Below are 16,794 nucleotides of genomic sequence, written 5' to 3'. Positions count from 1 at the left end.
GTTTTTTGATGGGTTAAAGAAATGAATTCTTTTGAGCGCGCAAATTTACGCCTTTTTCTTCATATAACTGTCATATTTATGCTTGTTTTTATGCTGAACAACATAAAATAGCAAGATGTAGGTATCTTATTAAACAGCTTTTCTTATATGTATGATACCTCATCGTTTTTTGTTTTTGTCATTAAAACTACTCTACAGGGTAGTGGAAGAGTTGCGGGAAGTATGGAACTTTGCAGCAGAAATTAAAAAGCTACCATACAATGAGATTGATGAAAGTATTTTTATGGATGTTTGCTGGTATCATGCTTCCCGTGGGCTTATCTGCACAGACAGTAAGCGGAAAGCTGATTGACGAGAACAGCCAGCCATTGCCTTACGCCAACGTGGTGCTGCTGTCACTGCCAGATTCGACATTTGTTAACGGAACTATCAGCGGTGAAGACGGATCTTTTACACTGGAGGCAACATCGGAAAATCAGATAGTGAAAATATCCTCTATAGGATATAAGACTGTATGTAAGCCGGTATCTCCGGCCAATATCGGTATTGTACAGCTCGTTTCGGATGCACAGATGCTTGGTGAGGTGGTTGTAAAAGCCAATCTTCCTGTGACACGCATGAAGAATGATGCCTTGGAAACCAACGTTCAGGGTACAGTTCTCTCGAAAGCCGGTACTGCTGAAGATGTATTGGCGCATATACCCGGTTTACAAAAAAAGACTGATGGGTTTGAAGTGTTGGGCAAGGGTTCACCGCTTATCTATATTAACGGTAGAAAATTACGTGATATCGCTGAACTGGACCAACTGACATCGGAGGACATTAAAAGTGTAGAAGTGGTTCGCAATCCCGGTGCCCGTTATGATGCAACTGTAGGGGCAGTTGTCCGTATCCGTACTGTCAAACGACAAGGAGATGGATTTGGAGTGAGTTTGCGCAGTTCCTATGATCAGTCCCAGAATTCAGATTTTGTAGAGCAAGCCGATGTAAACTATCGGCATAACGGCCTTGATGTTTTCGCTATGGTCCGTTTTGATAAGACAACCGCCTTGCAAAACGATATTCTGGAGCAAACAGCCTTTACCGATACCCTATGGACACAAAAGAATTATCAGCACTCTAATACCGATTCTCGCAATATAGACGGGCGCATCGGATTCAATTATGATTTTAATGAATATCATTCCATCGGTCTGCGCTATGATTTGAGCAACGTCCTGCACACAGATATGCATTCAGCCTTCGATAGCGAAATCTGGGCAGATGGATTGCCCTACGATATCTTGCATAGTTCCATCGTTGCCAATGCAAAATCACAACCGGAACATCAGCTTAATATTTACTATGCAGGACAAATAGGTAAAGGAGAACTTACCTGGGATGCCGACTATTACGGCAATACTTACACGCAGTATACTCTTAATACGGAGAATAGCCAGGACCATGAAGACCGTACCGTCACTTCCGACAACAGAGTGGATAATCAGCTAGCTGCTACCAAAGCTTCATACACGCATCCTTTGTGGGGAGGAAGTTTCTCGGTGGGAGGAGAATATACCTATACCAACCGGCATGATGATTATGTAAATCAGGAAGGATATGTACCTACAACTTATACCCGCATTCGCGAACAGAATCTTGCCGGATATGCACAGTACAGCCATCCTTTACCATTCGGTCAGGCAAACATCGGCTTGCGATATGAGCATGTAGATTTTGATTATTTTGAAAATGGTACATTTGTACCCGGACAAAGTCGTGTCTATGATAATGTCTTTCCTAATGCATCTGTGAACGGGCAGTTGGGCAAAGTACAATTCCAAGTCAGCTATGCAGCAAAAACACAGCGGCCTAACTACAGCCAGTTAAGAAATAATATCACTTATGCCAATCGGTTTACATGGCAAACGGGAAATCCACTTCTGAAACCAAGTATCACCCACGATGTAACCGCTGTTGGTGTCTGGCGGTTCTTGCAGGCAATGGTCAGCTACAAAATGGTTCAAGACTATATTCTTTATTGGGGAACACAGGTAGAAAATCAGTCGGCTACTACTTTGATTAACTATGTCAATCACGACCGTTTACCGAGTCTGACAGTAATGCTGGCAGCTTCGCCTACTATTGGTATATGGAATCTTAATGCCAGCGCAATTATGATGAAGCAGTGGTTTTCGTTGGATGCTGCCGGTCAAAAAAGGACTTATAACAATCCGCTCTTTATAGGTTCATTAAACAATACTTTTACTCTCCCTGCCGGATTCTTGTTGACAGCCGACTTCAGTTATCAAAGTTGTGGGCAGGTCCAGAATATCACTCTTAAACGTCCACAATATACACTCAATATAGGCTTGCGTAAATCCTTCTTGAACGATGCGCTCAGTATTGAAGCACGTGCCAATGATTTGTTGTTAGGTTGTAAGCAGGAAGCACTTCTTTATATGGAGAGTTCACAGATGAAAGATTTGTCTTGGAGTGATACACGATCATTCAGCCTTACTGTCCGCTACAAGTTTAATGCAGCCAAAAGCAAGTATAAAGGTACAGGAGCAGGACAGGATGCGATAAACCGTATGTAATTTATGACAACATCAATTTCTTATATAAATCTCTCATGGGCAGTTGTAGGCATCATCGATAAGGATGGCCACAACTGCCTTCAATCCATGAAGCGTTCGGACGAACCGATAGAAGTTACCATTGAAAGGTATGTTGTAGGTTATCTGATCTTCTGGCATATTGCCTATATTGATAAAGAAAAGATGAACAGATGTGACGATGAGAAGGTAATCGAACTTGGACGGAAGAAAATGGAGGAATACGTCACCTCACATCCACCTGCAGTTACTTTGCCGAAGTTCTACATCGTCTTCCTAAATCAGCCTCAGATTGGCTGCGATACCCACGGCCTCAGTGATATTTTCTGCGTGTAGCTTCTCAAATAGTTTCTTCTTGTGAAACTTGACGGTATTGGCATCAATAAAGAGAGTTGCTCCAATTTCCGTGTTCGACAGTCCTTTGACGGAGAGCTGGAGAATCTCTTTTTCACGGTCGGAAAGAATCAGTTCGGGCTGTTTTCTCCATCGTCTGCCCTCGAATGAATAGACATGCCGGTCGGTACAGGTATGGTCTGTAATGAGGACTTCCCCAAGTTTCTTTTCTGGGGACAAAGAAACAGTGCAGAGAGCCAGCCAAATATCACCTTTCTCACTCAGCATGACGGGTGTCAGTTTGTGGTGGATAAGATGCGAATGCTTTTCTGATGTGCGGATATGAAAGTTATACTCGATAGACAAGTCAAGTCTTTTTTCTACCGGCTGGTCATAGTAGAAGCGGAAGCCGGCTTCGTTGATTTCCATCAGCCGGTTTATTTCATCGGGAGGAACGACTTCGAAATAAAAGGCATATCCTTTCTGCTGTACTTCTTCCGGTGAATGACCGCAGAGAAACAGCGGATTGGGCGATACGTAAAGGAAATTCTTTCGGTTATAGTCTATGATATACAGGCTGTGATTCGTATTGCGGGCCAACGCATTGGCCATGGCAATGCAAATCGCAGTCTTGCCATAATCACCATCTGGAATCTCCATTTGTGAATGGATAGGACGAAAAAAGTCGTTGACATCCTCTTGTTGCATAATTGATCTTCTGATTGGACTTGCAAAAGTATAAAAAGTTCGTCAATCTTTTCATGTGAATACCTTCCTTTTAGTTGATCCATTCCCTTCCCAGACTGAGGGTGCAGAGCGACTCGATGCGGATGGTAAAGTCGCCGAGGCTGTTGGGAACATACGGATACAGTTCGGGATTCGAGCTGGAGTACGGGCGGTATTGTACACCCATCACCCGGATAGTGCCGCGGGTGTCGCTGCGGCCGTCGTTGTTGTCTACCATATAGAGGGTATCTATCAGGCCTTCGTCGTCGAAGCGGACTCCCCACAGCGTGACGGCATGTGTCGACCAGTTTTTCCCCTGATTGATAATGAACAATATACCCTGCCGGGACGTCAGAGCCTGCTTGATGATGGCATTGAAGCGGTCGCATGCCAGTTCGTTGCCTATGTATTCTTTTCCCAAAGTCCGGGTGCCCAATTGGGTACGGAAGAAACCTGCGGCAGGGTCAACGGGATCGGTATCATATATCCGATTGTGGAAGACACCGTTGAAGAACCAGTTGATGGCTTTCAGCGGATAGTTGCCTGCATTGGGGAAATGGTCCTTGTACAGCTGGAAGATTTCGCTGTGCAGCATGTCGGTCGGTATGGCTGCAGGGCCGGTATAGGCTTTGACGGCTTCGGTCTCTTCGTTCTGTTTCAGCCACCAGTGTAGGAGGTTGGAGGTGGCGGCCGCCCAGCACATCAGCCCGTCGCTTCCGGCCGTGATGCCCGAGGGGTTGGTCTTGTTGCAGTCGAACCATCCGCATCCTTCTGTCCACTTCAGCTGCGTGTGGTCGGCGTTCCATTGTTCGGGCAGAGGTTCCTTGACGCCGTACACCCATCGGGTCGTGGCGGCAAAATCATCGGGAGTGACGCCTTTCTGTACGTGGATGCGGTAGGTGATTTCCTTGCCGGCCTCCAGTCGCTCGAAGGGCTTGCCGTCCATCGTTTGGGGGACGGGCAGGACGGTTTCCTTGCCGTCGATGCGGAGGCGTATCCATCCTTCGGCTTTCAGCGGTTGGGTCGCCTGTGGGCAGAGTAGGGCTGCCCATGTGCCGTCCTGCAATTTCAGCGGGCTGACCCATTGGTAGGCCGACGGTTCGTGGAGCGTGCCGTCCGTCAGGTCGAAAGGCAGGCGGCAGGGGGTATAGACCTGCACTTCTGCCTGTTGCAGCTGTTCGGGAGTATAAGACGCGTCTTTGCTTTCGAGCTGTAGGCGGAGGCGGTTCAGGGCGTGCTCGAAGCGGAGCTGCACCCGCTGTCCGGCCGTGACGCGTGTCTGGGCCATCAGCAGGTCCGAATGTCTGTAGCCTTCTTCCTGTTGTTCTGTGGCGAGGGTGTGGATGTATTCCTGTGAGGTCTGGATGGCTTGGTGCAGGCGGTATGCTCCGGCTACGTGCCAGGCCGTGAACTGCACCTCCCGGCCTATCTCGCTCCAGTACAGCTCGGGTTTCCATTGTCCGTCCTGAAGGTGGAGGGTGAAGTGCCGCGTTTGTCCATTGTCCAGATTCTGTGCGTAGACCACGAGGGTGTCTCCTTCTTCAAAACGGCCGCTTCCGTCTGTCTGGAAGGTAGCCCGCGTGGAAGGAAGGGACAGGTCCCATTCCACACGGTTGCCGGCAGCCGGCATAGACTCGGTTTCCGGTAGTGCTTCGTCGCACGAAGTCATGAAGAAGCTCAGCAGCCAGATGCTCCAAAATGTGGTCAGGTAGAAAGCCTTGTTCATAGGTCTTGGTTCGTTGGTGTATATTTATGCGCTGAAACAAACGGGAAGCGGGCAAATGTTCGAGTCAGTCGACGGTTTTTAATGTTAATTAGGAATTGGACTGTCGTGGCTCATGTCGGCCTTCAGTCCGGGACGAAAATTGGTAGCGGGTATGCCGGCGGATGTTTTCCTGTTGTATGGCTTCAGTACTTCCCGGGGATTACTCCAGTACTTGTACGGAAGTATTGTAGTACTTGTATGGAAGTACTGGAGTGTACGTCCGGAAGTGCTGAGGCTTTGAGCTGTATAGAATTCAGTTGGCAGGTTAATGATTAAAACTACAGACCGGTTTACATCTTTTTGAATTTGAACCCCGATCAAGTTGTCACTTCTGCAAAGTTATACTTGAAAAGGTTTACAACAAATTTGTAGGACAAAAAAACTCATCGCCCGGGGAGTGCCGTGCAGCAAGGGGCGGTAGCACCCGTCCCGACGGGCACGGCTGTTAGTTTGGTCTATAATCCGTAAGCGGATTCATTTGTGATTAGTCGTACCAGTTGATGTTCTCTTCATAGGTGTCGAACTTCAGGTCTTCTGTTACGCCTGCCTTGCGGAGGGCCTGGAGCACGATGTGCTGTTCTTTGGGCGAGAGGGCCGTTTCGCCGCGGCGGCGTTCAAAGTAAGGGTTGCGGCTGAACTCCCGCACGAGGAGGGACATGAAGATTTGGTACTGGCCGGGGTACATGTGCTTCTGCATGCCCGTAAAGCCTCGGGCGTATGTCACGGGAGTGGAGTCGCGGTAGTAGGGGCACTGACTGTTTTTCGTGCATCGGTCGGGGTTGATGAGGCGCAGGTAGGCGTCGCGCTCCGCGAGGGGCTGGTACACCAGTTGGTGCAGGCATGTGGCCGCGCGGGGACAGTCGGCGTACTGGCATACGGGATATTCCGCAGGGATGTCTTTGTAGAATTTCTTTGGCATGGTATGATTTCTGTTTTGGGGGTTTCCTTTTATTCGTGTGTCCGGTAGTAGGCTTCGGCCTGAGCCAGCGTTTCGGGCTTGCCCACGTCGAACCATCCTTCGGTGTCGATGGGGTAGCACTGGATGCGGGCCTGGCGGCAGATGTCGATGTAGAAGGGGATGATGGAGAACTTGCCGGTCCACCGTCCGCGGCCCATGTAGCCGAAGACCGAGGGTGAGAGTACGTGCACGCAGCCGAAGGCCAGTTCGTTGTAGCGGCCTTCTTCGTAGGGGGTGCCGGGGGGCAGTGTCTCGCCGGTCGACTTGTTCACCCACCCGCACAGGCGGTTGCCGTTGTCGGCCAGCAGGTAGCGGGCTGTCTGCCGGTGGTTGGTCAGCAGGGTGGCGTTGGCTCCGCTCTCCATGTGGTGGCGGTAGAAGGCGGCCAGGTCGATGTGCGTCAGGATGTCGGCGTTGTGGATGAGGAAGGGCTCGCCGTCGTCCAGCAGGGGGCGGGCTTTCAGGATGCCTCCGCCCGTGTCGAGCAGCTCGCCCCGCTCGTCGCTGATGCGGATGCGGACGCCGAAGTTGCCGTTCGCTTTCAGGAAGTCGAGTATCTGTTCTCCGAAGTGATGGATGTTGATGACGATGTCATCGAATCCGGCCTCCTTCAGACGCAGTATCACGCGTTGCAACATGGGAATGCCGGCCACGGGTACCAGGGCCTTTGGCATGTGGTCGGTGAGCGGACGCAGGCGGGTGCCCAGTCCGGCGGCAAATATCATGGCTTTCATGTCAGTTACGGGCGTTGAAGGTTTGTTCGATGTTCTGTTCGCGGTGCATCAGGTTGACCTGTACGCCGAACTTCTGGTTCAGGTGCTCGGCCAGATGCTGGGCCGAGTAGACAGAGCGGTGCTGGCCGCCCGTACAGCCGAAGCAGACGGACAGGCTGGTAAAGCCGCGCTCCATGTAGCGTTTCACCGATGCGTCGACCAGGGCATAGACGTGTTCCAGGAAGGTGGTGATTTCGCCGTCGTCTTCAAGGAATCGGATGACAGGATCGTCCAGTCCTGTGAAGGGCTTGTAGCGTTCGTACTTGCCGGGGTTGTTCACGGCACGGCAATCGAAGACGAAGCCACCGCCGTTGCCAGAGGGGTCCTCGGGAATGCCTTTCTTGTAGGCAAAGCTGGTGACTTTTACCACGAGGCGGCGCTTCTGCAGGTCGTCGGTAAACTGCTTCAGCTGGGTCAGTTCGGTCAGCACCTGGCACAAGTAGGGATATTCAGGGTAGGGCTCGCGCAGCAGCTGGCGCAGGTTCTCAATGGCAAAAGGAACGCTTTGGATGAAGTGGGGCTTCTTCTCGAAATAGCCGCGGAAGCCGTAGGCACCGAGCACTTGCATGGTGCGGAACAGCACGAAGTGGCGGAGCTGGGCCATGAAGTAGGCCTCGTCTACGGGCTGGTACTTGCGCAGGGCGTCGATGTACTCGTGCAGCAATTCCTGTCGGAGGCTGTCAGGATAGTTGGCCTTGGCCTGCCACAGGAAGGAGGCCACGTCGTAGTAGACGGGTCCCTTACGCCCGCCCTGGAAGTCGATGAGCCACGGCTCACCGTCCTTGATCATGACGTTGCGGCTCTGGAAGTCGCGGTACATGAACGTGGCCGAACTGCTGCGTAGCAGTACATCGGCCATCTTCTGGAAGTCGTCCTCAAGGCGGTCTTCCTGGAAGTCGAGTCCGGTGGCCTTGAGGAAGCAGTACTTGAAGTAGTTCAGGTCCCACAGGATGCTGCGCCGGTTGAACTCGGCCTGCGGGTAGCAGTAGGAGAAGTCCATGCCTTCGGCCCCGGCAAACTGGACGGCGGGCAGCAGGCGGAGCGTCTTGCGCAGCAGCTGCTTCTCGTCCTCGCCGAAGACGCTGGTCTTGCGTCCTTTCTCGATGGCGTTGAAGAGCAGTGTGTCGCCCAGGTCTTCCTGCAGGTAATAGATGTCGTTGTCCGACTTGATGAAGACTTGTGGCACGGGCAGGCCCTGCCGGCGGAAGTGCTCGGCCATGTAGAGGAAGGCGCGGTTTTCCTCGATGCTTTCGCCGCTCACTCCAATCAGGTTGGGGGTACCTTTCAGGCGGAAGTAACGGCGGTTGGAGCCCGATGCGGGCATCTCGTCAATGGATTCCGGTTCGTGTCCGGTGTAGGCTATATATAGCTTTTTCAGTTCTTCTGTAATCATGGTGTGTATCATTTTGGCAGCTAAGATAAGGTTTTCTGTTCAGATATGGTTATCTTTGCCCGAAATAAATGCAGGAAAATGACAAAAAGCATTCCCCAATTTCTGATTGCCGCCCCTACGTCGGGTAGCGGAAAGACAACGGTGAGCCGCGGGCTGATGGCTTTGCTGAAGGCCAGAGGCCTGAATGTGCAGCCCTACAAGTGCGGTCCCGACTACATCGACACGAAGTTTCACGAGCGGGCCTGTGGCCGTCCGTCGGTCAATCTCGACCTGTTCATGGCTTCGGCTGCCCATGTGGAGCAGGTCTATGCCCGCTATGCCGCCGGTGCGGATGTGTGTGTGGTGGAAGGCATGATGGGGATGTTCGACGGCTACAGCCGCGACCGCGGTTCGTCGGCCGAGGTGGCCCGTCTGCTCCACCTGCCTGTGGTGCTGGTGGTCGATGCCCGCTCGGCGGCCTATTCGCTGGCTCCGCTGTTGCAGGGATTTCTGCATTTCCGGCAGGACATCCGTTTTGCGGGTGTCATCTTCAACCGGGTGGGTTCGCCCCGTCATTTCGACATGCTGCGGGAGGTGTGTGACGACCTGCAGGTGGAATGCTTGGGTTACCTGCCCAAGGATCCTTTGCTGGAACAGGGTTCCCGCTACCTGGGACTGGACTTCAGCGAGCGGGAGACGGACGAGGCCGGCCGTCGTCTGCTGGCCCAATTGGAAGCGCATGTCGACATCGGTCGTCTGCTGGAGGCTGCTGATGTTCCTTTGCCTGCAAGCCGCGCCGGGCAATGTGCAGCGAAGAGGGATGGGGTCATAGCCGTGGCCCGCAACGACGAGTCGTTTTCTTTCCTGTATACTGAACATCTGGATTTGCTCAGACGTTATGGCGACGTGGTGTTTTTCGACCCCGAACAATCGGCTCCGCTGCCAGCCGGCACCCGTCTGCTCTATCTGCCCGGTGGCTATCCTGAAAAGCACGCTGAAGCTTTGGGGGCGGCAACTGTAACATTGGAATCGGTCCGCCGTTACATTGAGAATGGTGGACGGACACTGGCTGAATGCGGCGGAATGATCTATTTGTCGCAGGGTGTCTGCCTGGACGGGCAACCCGATTTCCGGCCGCTGGCAGGTGTACTGCCATTTTCCATTTCCAACCGGAAGGAACACCGCAAGCTGAGCCTGGGCTACCGGCGCTTCGACTACAACGGGCAGGCGTTGCGGGGACACGAATTCCATTACACCCAGTTTGTAGAGAGGGCGGGAGAGCATCTGTGGCCGTCGGCAGCACAGGTGTGCAACGCCAAGGGACAGCCGGTGGACACACCGGTGTTCCGTTACAAGAACCTGCTGGCCAGCTATACCCACCTGTATTGGGGAGAAACCGATTTGGACAAACTTTTTGAAAACGAACTATGAAACGAATCTATACAAAGACCGGTGACAAGGGAATGACCGGCATTCATGGAGGGGAGCGGGTGCCCAAAGATGACATCCGCATTGAGGCCAACGGCTGTCTGGACGAGCTGAATGCCGTGATAGGCATCGTCCGTTCCTTGCTGCCTGCCGATGACGGCTGGCAGTCCCTGCTACACGAGGTACAGAAGGAACTGATGGTAGTGATGAGCCATGTGGCTACGCCGCCGCACAAAGTGAACCCCAACGAACTGCATGCAGCCGAACTGACCCTCCGTTGCGAGCAGGAGATGGATCGCCTGACGGAACAGTTGGCAGACCACGGTTATTTCCTGTTGCCCGGCGGGACACCTGTGTCGGCCCAGTTGCATTTCGCGCGTACGGTAGCCCGGCAGGCCGAGCGACGCTTGTGGACGCTCCACCGCCAGTCACCGTTGGACGAAGATATTCTGGTTCTGGTCAACCGCCTGTCCGACCTCTTCTTTGTCATGGCACGCATGGAGATGCAGCGTCAGAACTGGCCGGAAGAGAAATGGCAGGAGTTTGCCTACAAACGCAAGCGACGGCCGGCAGACGACGCTTAGACCAGTTGCAATTCGTAGAGGCAGGCTTTCACCTCTTCGCTGCTGCCCAGATGTTTTCCTTCATCGTCGGACAGCTTGACGCATTCGCGCCATTCCTGATGGGGATTCATGCGGCAGTGGGTCAGCTTCATCACGATGTTGGCGGGCTTGAAGCCGGTGTCGTTGGTCAGGTTGGTACCGATGCCGAAAGCACAGCGGATGCGTCCTTCGCAGAACCGTTGGATGTCGAGTGCTTTCGGGAAGTCGAGCGCATTGCTGAAGATGATGGTCTTGGTGGTGGGGTCGATGCCGAATTCCTGGTAGCGGGCTATCAGGCGGTCGGTGAATTCGAATTCGTTGCCCGAGTCGCAGCGTACTCCGTCGAACAGTTTGGCCTGCTTGCGGCTGAGGTTGCTCAGGAAGGCATCGGTCGTGTAGGTGTCGGACAGGGCTGTGCCCAGGTCGCCGTCGTAGACGTTGACCCAATTCTCCAGCGCCATGTAGTTGGCATGCTTGTAGCCGAACTGGGCACCGTGGAACATGAACCATTCGTGCGGATGCGTACCCATGGGACGCATGCCGTATTTCATGGCAAAGTAGCAGTTGGAAGTTCCCGTGCAGTATTGTGCATGCTGTTTCAGATAGCCGATGACGGTATCGTGAACCTCGAACGAAAAACGGCGCCGGGTGCCGAATTCCGAGAACGACAGGTGATGACGGTTGGAAAGTGCCACCTTGTCTACCAGGCGGGCGGTTACCTCAGCCGGGTCGGGTACGTTGCCCGAAACCTGGTTCTTTACTTCGGATACCAGGGCCAGCAAGGGTACTTCATACAAGGTCACTTTGTACATATAGTCCGTTACCTCCATGTGCAGATGCCTTTCTTCGTCGAGGCTGATTTTCACTTTTTCCGGCTGGAAGCGGAACGAAGACAGCCATTCCCAGTAGACACGGGGCAGGAAGCGGCAGCTTTGGGTCATGTATTCCAGTTCGTCGCCTGTCAGTGTAATCCGTTGCATGTTTTCGATGGCATCCTTAAGCTCGGCGAGGAAGCGGTCGGAGTAGACCGTGTGGTCGCGGTCGGTAAAGGTGAATGTGCCCTGCGCATTGGGAAACAGCTTGATGTAGGCGTACGAGGTGGTAAACTTATAGAGGTCGGTATCGAGAATGGAATAAATCATAATGGTACTATTTTTTTGTTCAGGCTGTGAAGTTACGTACTTTATTCAAGTTTCGCAAACCTATGGCTTACTATTTATTTGTTAACAAGATAATATAGAATTTAAACCGTGTTATAATACGGCATTTTTCATATCATTCTTTTGGAAGTTTCAAGAAAATGCCTACCTTTGCAATGTGTTTTTCATAGTATTAGATTTAAGGTTAACAAAAGATTGGCTGTCTGGGAAGATAGCCTTTTTTTTGCCCTTCTTCCCGGACTTTTTTACTACCTTTGCGTCCGCAAAAAACGAAACGTATGAAATCATTATATCCCCTCATGCTGGCCGGTACCGGAAGCGATGTAGGCAAGAGTGTTCTTGCAGCCGCTTTTTGCCGCATCTTCAGGCAGGACGGTTATCATCCGGCTCCGTTCAAGGCCCAGAATATGGCCCTCAATTCCTTTGCCACTCCCGATGGTCTGGAGATAGGACGGGCACAGGCCGTGCAGGCCGAAGCGGCCGGTATCCCTTGCCATACGGACATGAATCCGCTCTTGTTGAAACCGCAGAGCGACCATACTTCTCAGGTGGTACTGAACGGCCGTCCCATGGGCAACCGCAATGCTTACGACTATTTCCGCAAGGAAGGGCGCGAGGAACTACGCCGGGAGGTGTGTGCCGCTTACGACCGCTTGGCTGCCCGTTATAATCCCATTGTGCTGGAAGGGGCCGGAAGCATCTCTGAAATCAATCTGCGTGACAGTGATCTGGTCAACCTGCCCATGGCCCTGCATGCGGGAGCCAAAGTGATTCTGGTGGGTGACATCGACCGGGGTGGGGTGTTTGCCAGCGTGTATGGATCGCTGATGTTGCTGAGGCCTCACGAAAGGGCATGCATCAAGGGAATCCTGATTAACAAGTTCCGCGGTGACATCCGCCTTTTTGAGTCGGGTGTCAAGATGCTGGAGGAACTTTGCGGAATACCGGTTGTAGGAGTGGTGCCTTACTATAAAGACATATATATAGAGGAAGAGGACAGCGTGTCGCTGGCGGCCAAATCCATGCAGGCCGAACGGGGCAAGGTCAATGTGGCCGTGGTACTGCTGCGCCATCTCAGTAACTTTACCGATTTCAATGTGTTGGAGCGAGATCCCCGTGTCCATCTCTTCTATACCAACAACACGGAAGAAATTGCCAAGGCGGACATCATCCTGCTGCCCGGCTCCAAGAGTACGCTGGACGATCTGTACGAGCTGAGGCGTAACGGGGTGGCACAGGCCATTGTCCAGGCGCGGCGTGATGGAAAGACGGTGATGGGTATCTGTGGCGGTTATCAGATGATGGGGCAGGAGGTACTCGATCCGGACCACGTGGAAGGTGATATGGAGAGGCTCCCCGGCCTGGGACTGCTCCCGGTGAGTACCCGCATGACAGGCAAGAAGGTGACACGTCAGGTACATTTTGACTTTGCCGACGGAGTGGGCCGTTCGGCCGATGGCATGACCGGTTACGAGATTCACATGGGTACTACGACAGGAATTGCTGGAGAAGGCTATCAGCCGTTGACTCGTCTGGAAGACGGACAGCCGGACGGTTGTCTGGTGGACCATACCTGTATGGGGACTTACGTTCACGGCATACTGGACAATGCGGCTTTCATCGACTTCCTGCTCGAGCCCTTTGCCGACAAACTGAAGGAACGAGGCACGTTTGACTATCAGGCATTCAAAGAACAACAATACGACAAACTGGCCGACCACGTGCGACGTCACGTCAATCTGCCGCTTGTCTATCAAATATTGACGGAACATGATTGAAGGACATGGAGACGACTCCTATAAATACAGCAGGCCGATAACGGCCAATTTCAGTTCGAATGTATACGGACACCCCGACCTTTCGGGACTGTTGGAGCACTTGGCACAGTGTGTCCGTGCAGACGGTGGCCGGAAGAGTTTGGTTTCCTCTTATCCCGAACCCGAACCTTATACATTGGAAGCGGAACTGGCCCGCCTGATGCGGCTGGAGCCAGCTTCGGTGTGTGTCACCAACGGGGCTACCGAAGCCATCTATTTGATAGCACAGACGTTTGGCGGTACCCGTACCGCCATTCTGCAGCCCACGTTCAGCGAGTATGCCGATGCGTGCATGATGCACGGTCATCGTGTCTCTTCGCTCTACAGTCTGCCTTCTGAGCGGGAACATTTTCTGCTTCCCGAAGACGTACGGATGTTGTGGCTATGCAATCCCAACAATCCGACAGGTTCTGTTACCGACAAAGGTTGGTTGGAAACTCTCATCGAATGCAATCCGCAGGTCTGCTTTGTCATCGACCAGTCGTACGAACACTTTACCAGGCGGCTTCTGTTTTCGGCGGCCGAGGCGGCGCGCTATCCCAATGTACTGCTGCTGCATTCCCTGACCAAACATTATGCCATACCGGGCTTGCGGTTGGGGTTCATTACGGGTAATGAGGGCCTGCTGGCCCGCATACGCACACACCGCATGCCCTGGTCGGTCAACGCCTTTGCCATTGAGGCCGGGCTGTATCTGGCTTCCAAGGGGATGCCCGATCCGGTCCGTCTGGATGAATGCCTGAAGGAAACGGCCCGTTTGCGGGAGCGGCTTGAACAGCTGGGGGCTTTGGAGGTATGGGATTCAGATACACATTTCATGCTGGTGCGGCTGCGTTTCGGCAAAGCTTCGGCATTGAAGGAATATTTGGCTGAAAAACATGGTATCCTGATACGCGATGCCTCGAATTTTGAAGGCTTGGATGAGCATTTCTTTCGCATTGCGACCCAAATGCCTGAAGAAAACAACCGCCTGGTGGAGGCCATTGCCGAATGGCTGCAGGAATAATGGACGATAAAATCAATTGGAATTGGAACAACTGTTGATTATACTTTATTTGTGCCTGCCTTTGTTGGCGGCTTGGGGACTCGACCGCTGGTTGGGCGATCCTCTGTGGATGCCCCATACGGTCGTAGCTTTTGGAAAAGCTATTGCCTGGGGCGAGCATAGACTGAACAAGGGACGCTTTCGCTTTTGGAAAGGAGCGGCCATGAGTGCGATAGGAGTGTCGGCTGTCTTTGTACTGACGCTTTATCTGTTGCGGGGGGCGGCCCTGGTTTTACCGGGATTGTTGCTGGTGCTGCAAGTGCTGTTGATTTTCTATTGCCTGGCGGGCACTACGCTGGTCCGTGAAGTTCGTATGGTGTTCGAGGCGACAGACCGTTCGCTGGAGGAAGGACGCCGGCAGGTGGCACGCATTGTGGGGCGCGATACATCGAAATTGTCTGCGCAGGAGGTTCGTACGGCAGCACTGGAAACGCTGGCCGAGAACTTGAGCGACGGTGTGGTGGCCCCATTGTTCTGGTATGCCGTGCTGGGCGTGCCGGGTATGCTGGCCTATAAGATGGTGAACACGCTCGATTCGATGATTGGATATCGCAACGAGCGATACCGCCAGTTTGGTTGTTTTGCCGCCCGTCTGGACGATGTGGCCAACTATATACCGGCCCGTCTGACGGCTTTGCTGATGGTGTTGGCGTCAGGACGATTGTCGCTGCTGGCGTTTGTGGCCCGATATGGCAGCCGGCACGCCAGCCCCAATTCCGGTTACCCGGAATCGGCGTTGGCCGGTATCTTGGACTGTCGTTTCGGAGGACCTCACATCTACTTTGGTGAGGAAGTGTGGAAACCGTTTATCGGACAGAACAATCGTCTGTTGACGACTCGGGACATGCAGGTGGCTATCCGCATCAACCGCCGTGCTGAGGCGCTGATGATTCTGCTTGTTGTGCTTACGCTGGCAGCTCGGCTGCTGGTCTGAGGTACGGGTGTTATACCGTTACCCGGATTATGCCTCCGTAGGGTGTCAGGGAACTGAAGGCTTCGTCGGCCTTAATGAGTCCTGCATAAATCTGTGCACAAATCAGTACGCCACCGTGGGCGAAGAGGAGGACACGTTGCCAGGGCTTTTGTTTCAATTCGTCCAGAAAATGACTGACTCTTTCGTATTGCATGGCAAACGATTCGCCTCCGGTAGCGGCCACGTTCAGGTAGTCGGCATACCACTCCTGCAATCTTGGGTCGTTGTTATGGTCAAACGGCTTCATCTCCCAGGCACCGAAATTGATTTCCATGATGCGCCGGTCACGTTCGGCATCGGGATAACCGCAGTACTCGGCCAGACGGACACAGCGAGTCAGTGGGCTGGTATAAGTGTGGTCGGGCATTTTTCCGTCAGACAGTATGCCATTCAAGTTGGCAAGTGTTGTTTCAGCTTCTTGTTCGAAAGTCGATTTCAAGGGCACATCGGTCTGCCCGTAACATACACCCGGCGGTACGTCGACCGAGGTGTGACGTATCAATATAAGTTCCATATCACTACAGCACAAAGATAAAAGGATAATTCACACAACAGGAACATGGCTCCGCAGCAATCTCCCGTATAGCCTTGCAACCGTTTCTTCAGTAGGCGGAGTATCAGCAGAAAAGCGAACATCGGTGCTACCGTGGCCGGCCATGCATGCAGCGGAAGCAGGAAAAGCAGCGGTAGAATGCCACTGACAAAGGCTGTGATGAGTTCGCCCCGGCTCATGCCGCTGTACACGACCTTAGCCTTGCTTTCGGCTTCGGGTCTGGCATAGGGCAGGTAATTGATGATCTGAGAGGCACAGAACTTGCTCCAGCAGTCGCCGCAAAGCGCCAGCGCGCACAACACGGGTAACGGAAGGGATAGGGGTAATTGCCACAACAGCAGGAAGTAGAAGATAAGCCCTGCCACGCCGTAGGTACCGATGTGGGAATCTTTCATGATGGCCAGGATGCGTTCGCGTGTGGTGCCGCCGCCAAAACCGTCGAAGAAGTCTGCCAGTCCGTCTTCGTGCAGACAGCCGGTTACCAGCAGTCGGGCTACGATGGCCACCAACCAGGCCTGGGGCAAGGGCAATACTTGGGCGGCCACCCAAAGCCCCCCCGCCATGATGCCTCCCGTAAGCCATCCCACCAGAGGCCAATAAGGCACTACATGCTTGAAACATTCGGCCGGTACTTCCTTGATTTTCCAGAAGGGCAGGCGTGTAAAGAATATCAGTGCAGCCAGGAAATTCAT

Annotated in this window: 15 protein-coding genes; 6 read left to right on the top strand and 9 right to left on the bottom strand. The window is 53.1% G+C overall.

Annotated features, from left to right (window positions below):
• Positions 1-260: 260 nt before the first annotated feature.
• A complete protein-coding gene (locus BQ7483_RS09000; RefSeq protein WP_072545659.1) occupies positions 261-2,579 on the top strand; it encodes an outer membrane beta-barrel protein in 2,319 nt (772 codons plus the stop codon).
• Between the two features lie 33 nt (positions 2,580-2,612).
• Here the strand turns inward: BQ7483_RS09000 and BQ7483_RS18150 are convergent, their stop codons facing one another.
• The 6 genes from BQ7483_RS18150 to BQ7483_RS08970 form a co-directional block, all read right to left on the bottom strand.
• Positions 2,613-2,738, bottom strand: coding sequence for a hypothetical protein (locus BQ7483_RS18150; RefSeq protein WP_262493916.1), 126 nt, complete (start codon positions 2,736-2,738; stop codon positions 2,613-2,615).
• 135 nt (positions 2,739-2,873) lie between these two features.
• On the bottom strand, positions 2,874-3,590 hold the full coding sequence (locus BQ7483_RS08990) for a helix-turn-helix transcriptional regulator (RefSeq protein ID WP_235847338.1): 717 nt from the start codon (positions 3,588-3,590) through the stop codon (positions 2,874-2,876).
• A 118-nt stretch (positions 3,591-3,708) separates the two neighbouring features.
• Positions 3,709-5,382 carry a fimbrillin family protein gene (locus BQ7483_RS08985; RefSeq protein ID WP_072545656.1) on the bottom strand — a complete coding sequence of 558 codons (1,674 nt, stop codon included), beginning with the start codon at positions 5,380-5,382 and terminating at the stop codon, positions 3,709-3,711.
• Positions 5,383-5,905: 523 nt separating this feature from the next.
• Entirely contained in the window at positions 5,906-6,340 is a 435-nt protein-coding gene (locus BQ7483_RS08980; protein WP_072545655.1) for a DUF6078 family protein, read from the bottom strand.
• Positions 6,341-6,369: 29 nt separating this feature from the next.
• On the bottom strand, positions 6,370-7,113 hold the full coding sequence (locus tag BQ7483_RS08975; protein ID WP_072545654.1) for a nucleotidyltransferase family protein: 744 nt from the start codon (positions 7,111-7,113) through the stop codon (positions 6,370-6,372).
• A 1-nt stretch (position 7,114) separates the two neighbouring features.
• Entirely contained in the window at positions 7,115-8,545 is a 1,431-nt protein-coding gene (locus BQ7483_RS08970) for a RapZ C-terminal domain-containing protein (protein WP_072545786.1), read from the bottom strand.
• 78 nt (positions 8,546-8,623) lie between these two features.
• Between BQ7483_RS08970 and BQ7483_RS08965 the strand changes: the two genes are divergently transcribed.
• The gene (locus BQ7483_RS08965; RefSeq protein ID WP_072545653.1) at positions 8,624-9,955 is read left to right on the top strand and encodes a cobyrinic acid a,c-diamide synthase CobB; all 1,332 of its coding nucleotides are present in this window, start codon (positions 8,624-8,626) and stop codon (positions 9,953-9,955) included.
• Positions 9,952-10,536, top strand: a complete 585-nt coding sequence (locus BQ7483_RS08960; RefSeq protein WP_072545652.1) for a cob(I)yrinic acid a,c-diamide adenosyltransferase — start codon at positions 9,952-9,954, stop codon at positions 10,534-10,536. Before BQ7483_RS08965 ends, BQ7483_RS08960 begins: the two co-directional genes overlap by 4 nt.
• Here the strand turns inward: BQ7483_RS08960 and pncB are convergent.
• Positions 10,533-11,699 (bottom strand): nicotinate phosphoribosyltransferase, encoded by a 1,167-nt coding sequence (pncB, locus tag BQ7483_RS08955; RefSeq protein WP_072545651.1) that lies wholly within the window; start codon positions 11,697-11,699, stop codon positions 10,533-10,535. The two genes, BQ7483_RS08960 and pncB, sit on opposite strands and share 4 nt — an antisense overlap.
• Positions 11,700-11,992: 293 nt before the next feature.
• Between pncB and BQ7483_RS08950 the strand changes: the two genes are divergently transcribed.
• The 3 genes from BQ7483_RS08950 to cbiB are packed head-to-tail and all read left to right on the top strand — an operon-like array spanning position 11,993 to position 15,510.
• A complete protein-coding gene (locus BQ7483_RS08950) occupies positions 11,993-13,492 on the top strand; it encodes a cobyric acid synthase (RefSeq protein WP_072545650.1) in 1,500 nt (499 codons plus the stop codon).
• Entirely contained in the window at positions 13,485-14,537 is a 1,053-nt protein-coding gene (locus tag BQ7483_RS08945; protein WP_072545649.1) for a threonine-phosphate decarboxylase, read from the top strand. The genes BQ7483_RS08950 and BQ7483_RS08945 overlap by 8 nt, the downstream gene beginning before the upstream one ends.
• Before the next feature lie 22 nt (positions 14,538-14,559).
• A complete protein-coding gene (cbiB, locus tag BQ7483_RS08940) occupies positions 14,560-15,510 on the top strand; it encodes an adenosylcobinamide-phosphate synthase CbiB (RefSeq protein WP_407657212.1) in 951 nt (316 codons plus the stop codon).
• 10 nt (positions 15,511-15,520) lie between these two features.
• Here the strand turns inward: cbiB and cobC are convergent, their stop codons facing one another.
• Together cobC and cobS are read right to left on the bottom strand one after the other, a co-directional pair.
• The gene (gene cobC / locus BQ7483_RS08935) at positions 15,521-16,063 is read right to left on the bottom strand and encodes an alpha-ribazole phosphatase family protein (protein WP_072545647.1); all 543 of its coding nucleotides are present in this window, start codon (positions 16,061-16,063) and stop codon (positions 15,521-15,523) included.
• Entirely contained in the window at positions 16,048-16,794 is a 747-nt protein-coding gene (gene cobS, locus BQ7483_RS08930; RefSeq protein ID WP_072545646.1) for an adenosylcobinamide-GDP ribazoletransferase, read from the bottom strand. Before cobS ends, cobC begins: the two co-directional genes overlap by 16 nt.

Source organism: Mediterranea massiliensis, assembly GCF_900128475.1.
GTDB classification, from domain to species: Bacteria; Bacteroidota; Bacteroidia; order Bacteroidales; family Bacteroidaceae; genus Bacteroides; species Bacteroides massiliensis_E.
Note: the sequence above shows the minus strand (reverse complement) of the source record. Positions and strands in the feature narration are given on the sequence as shown.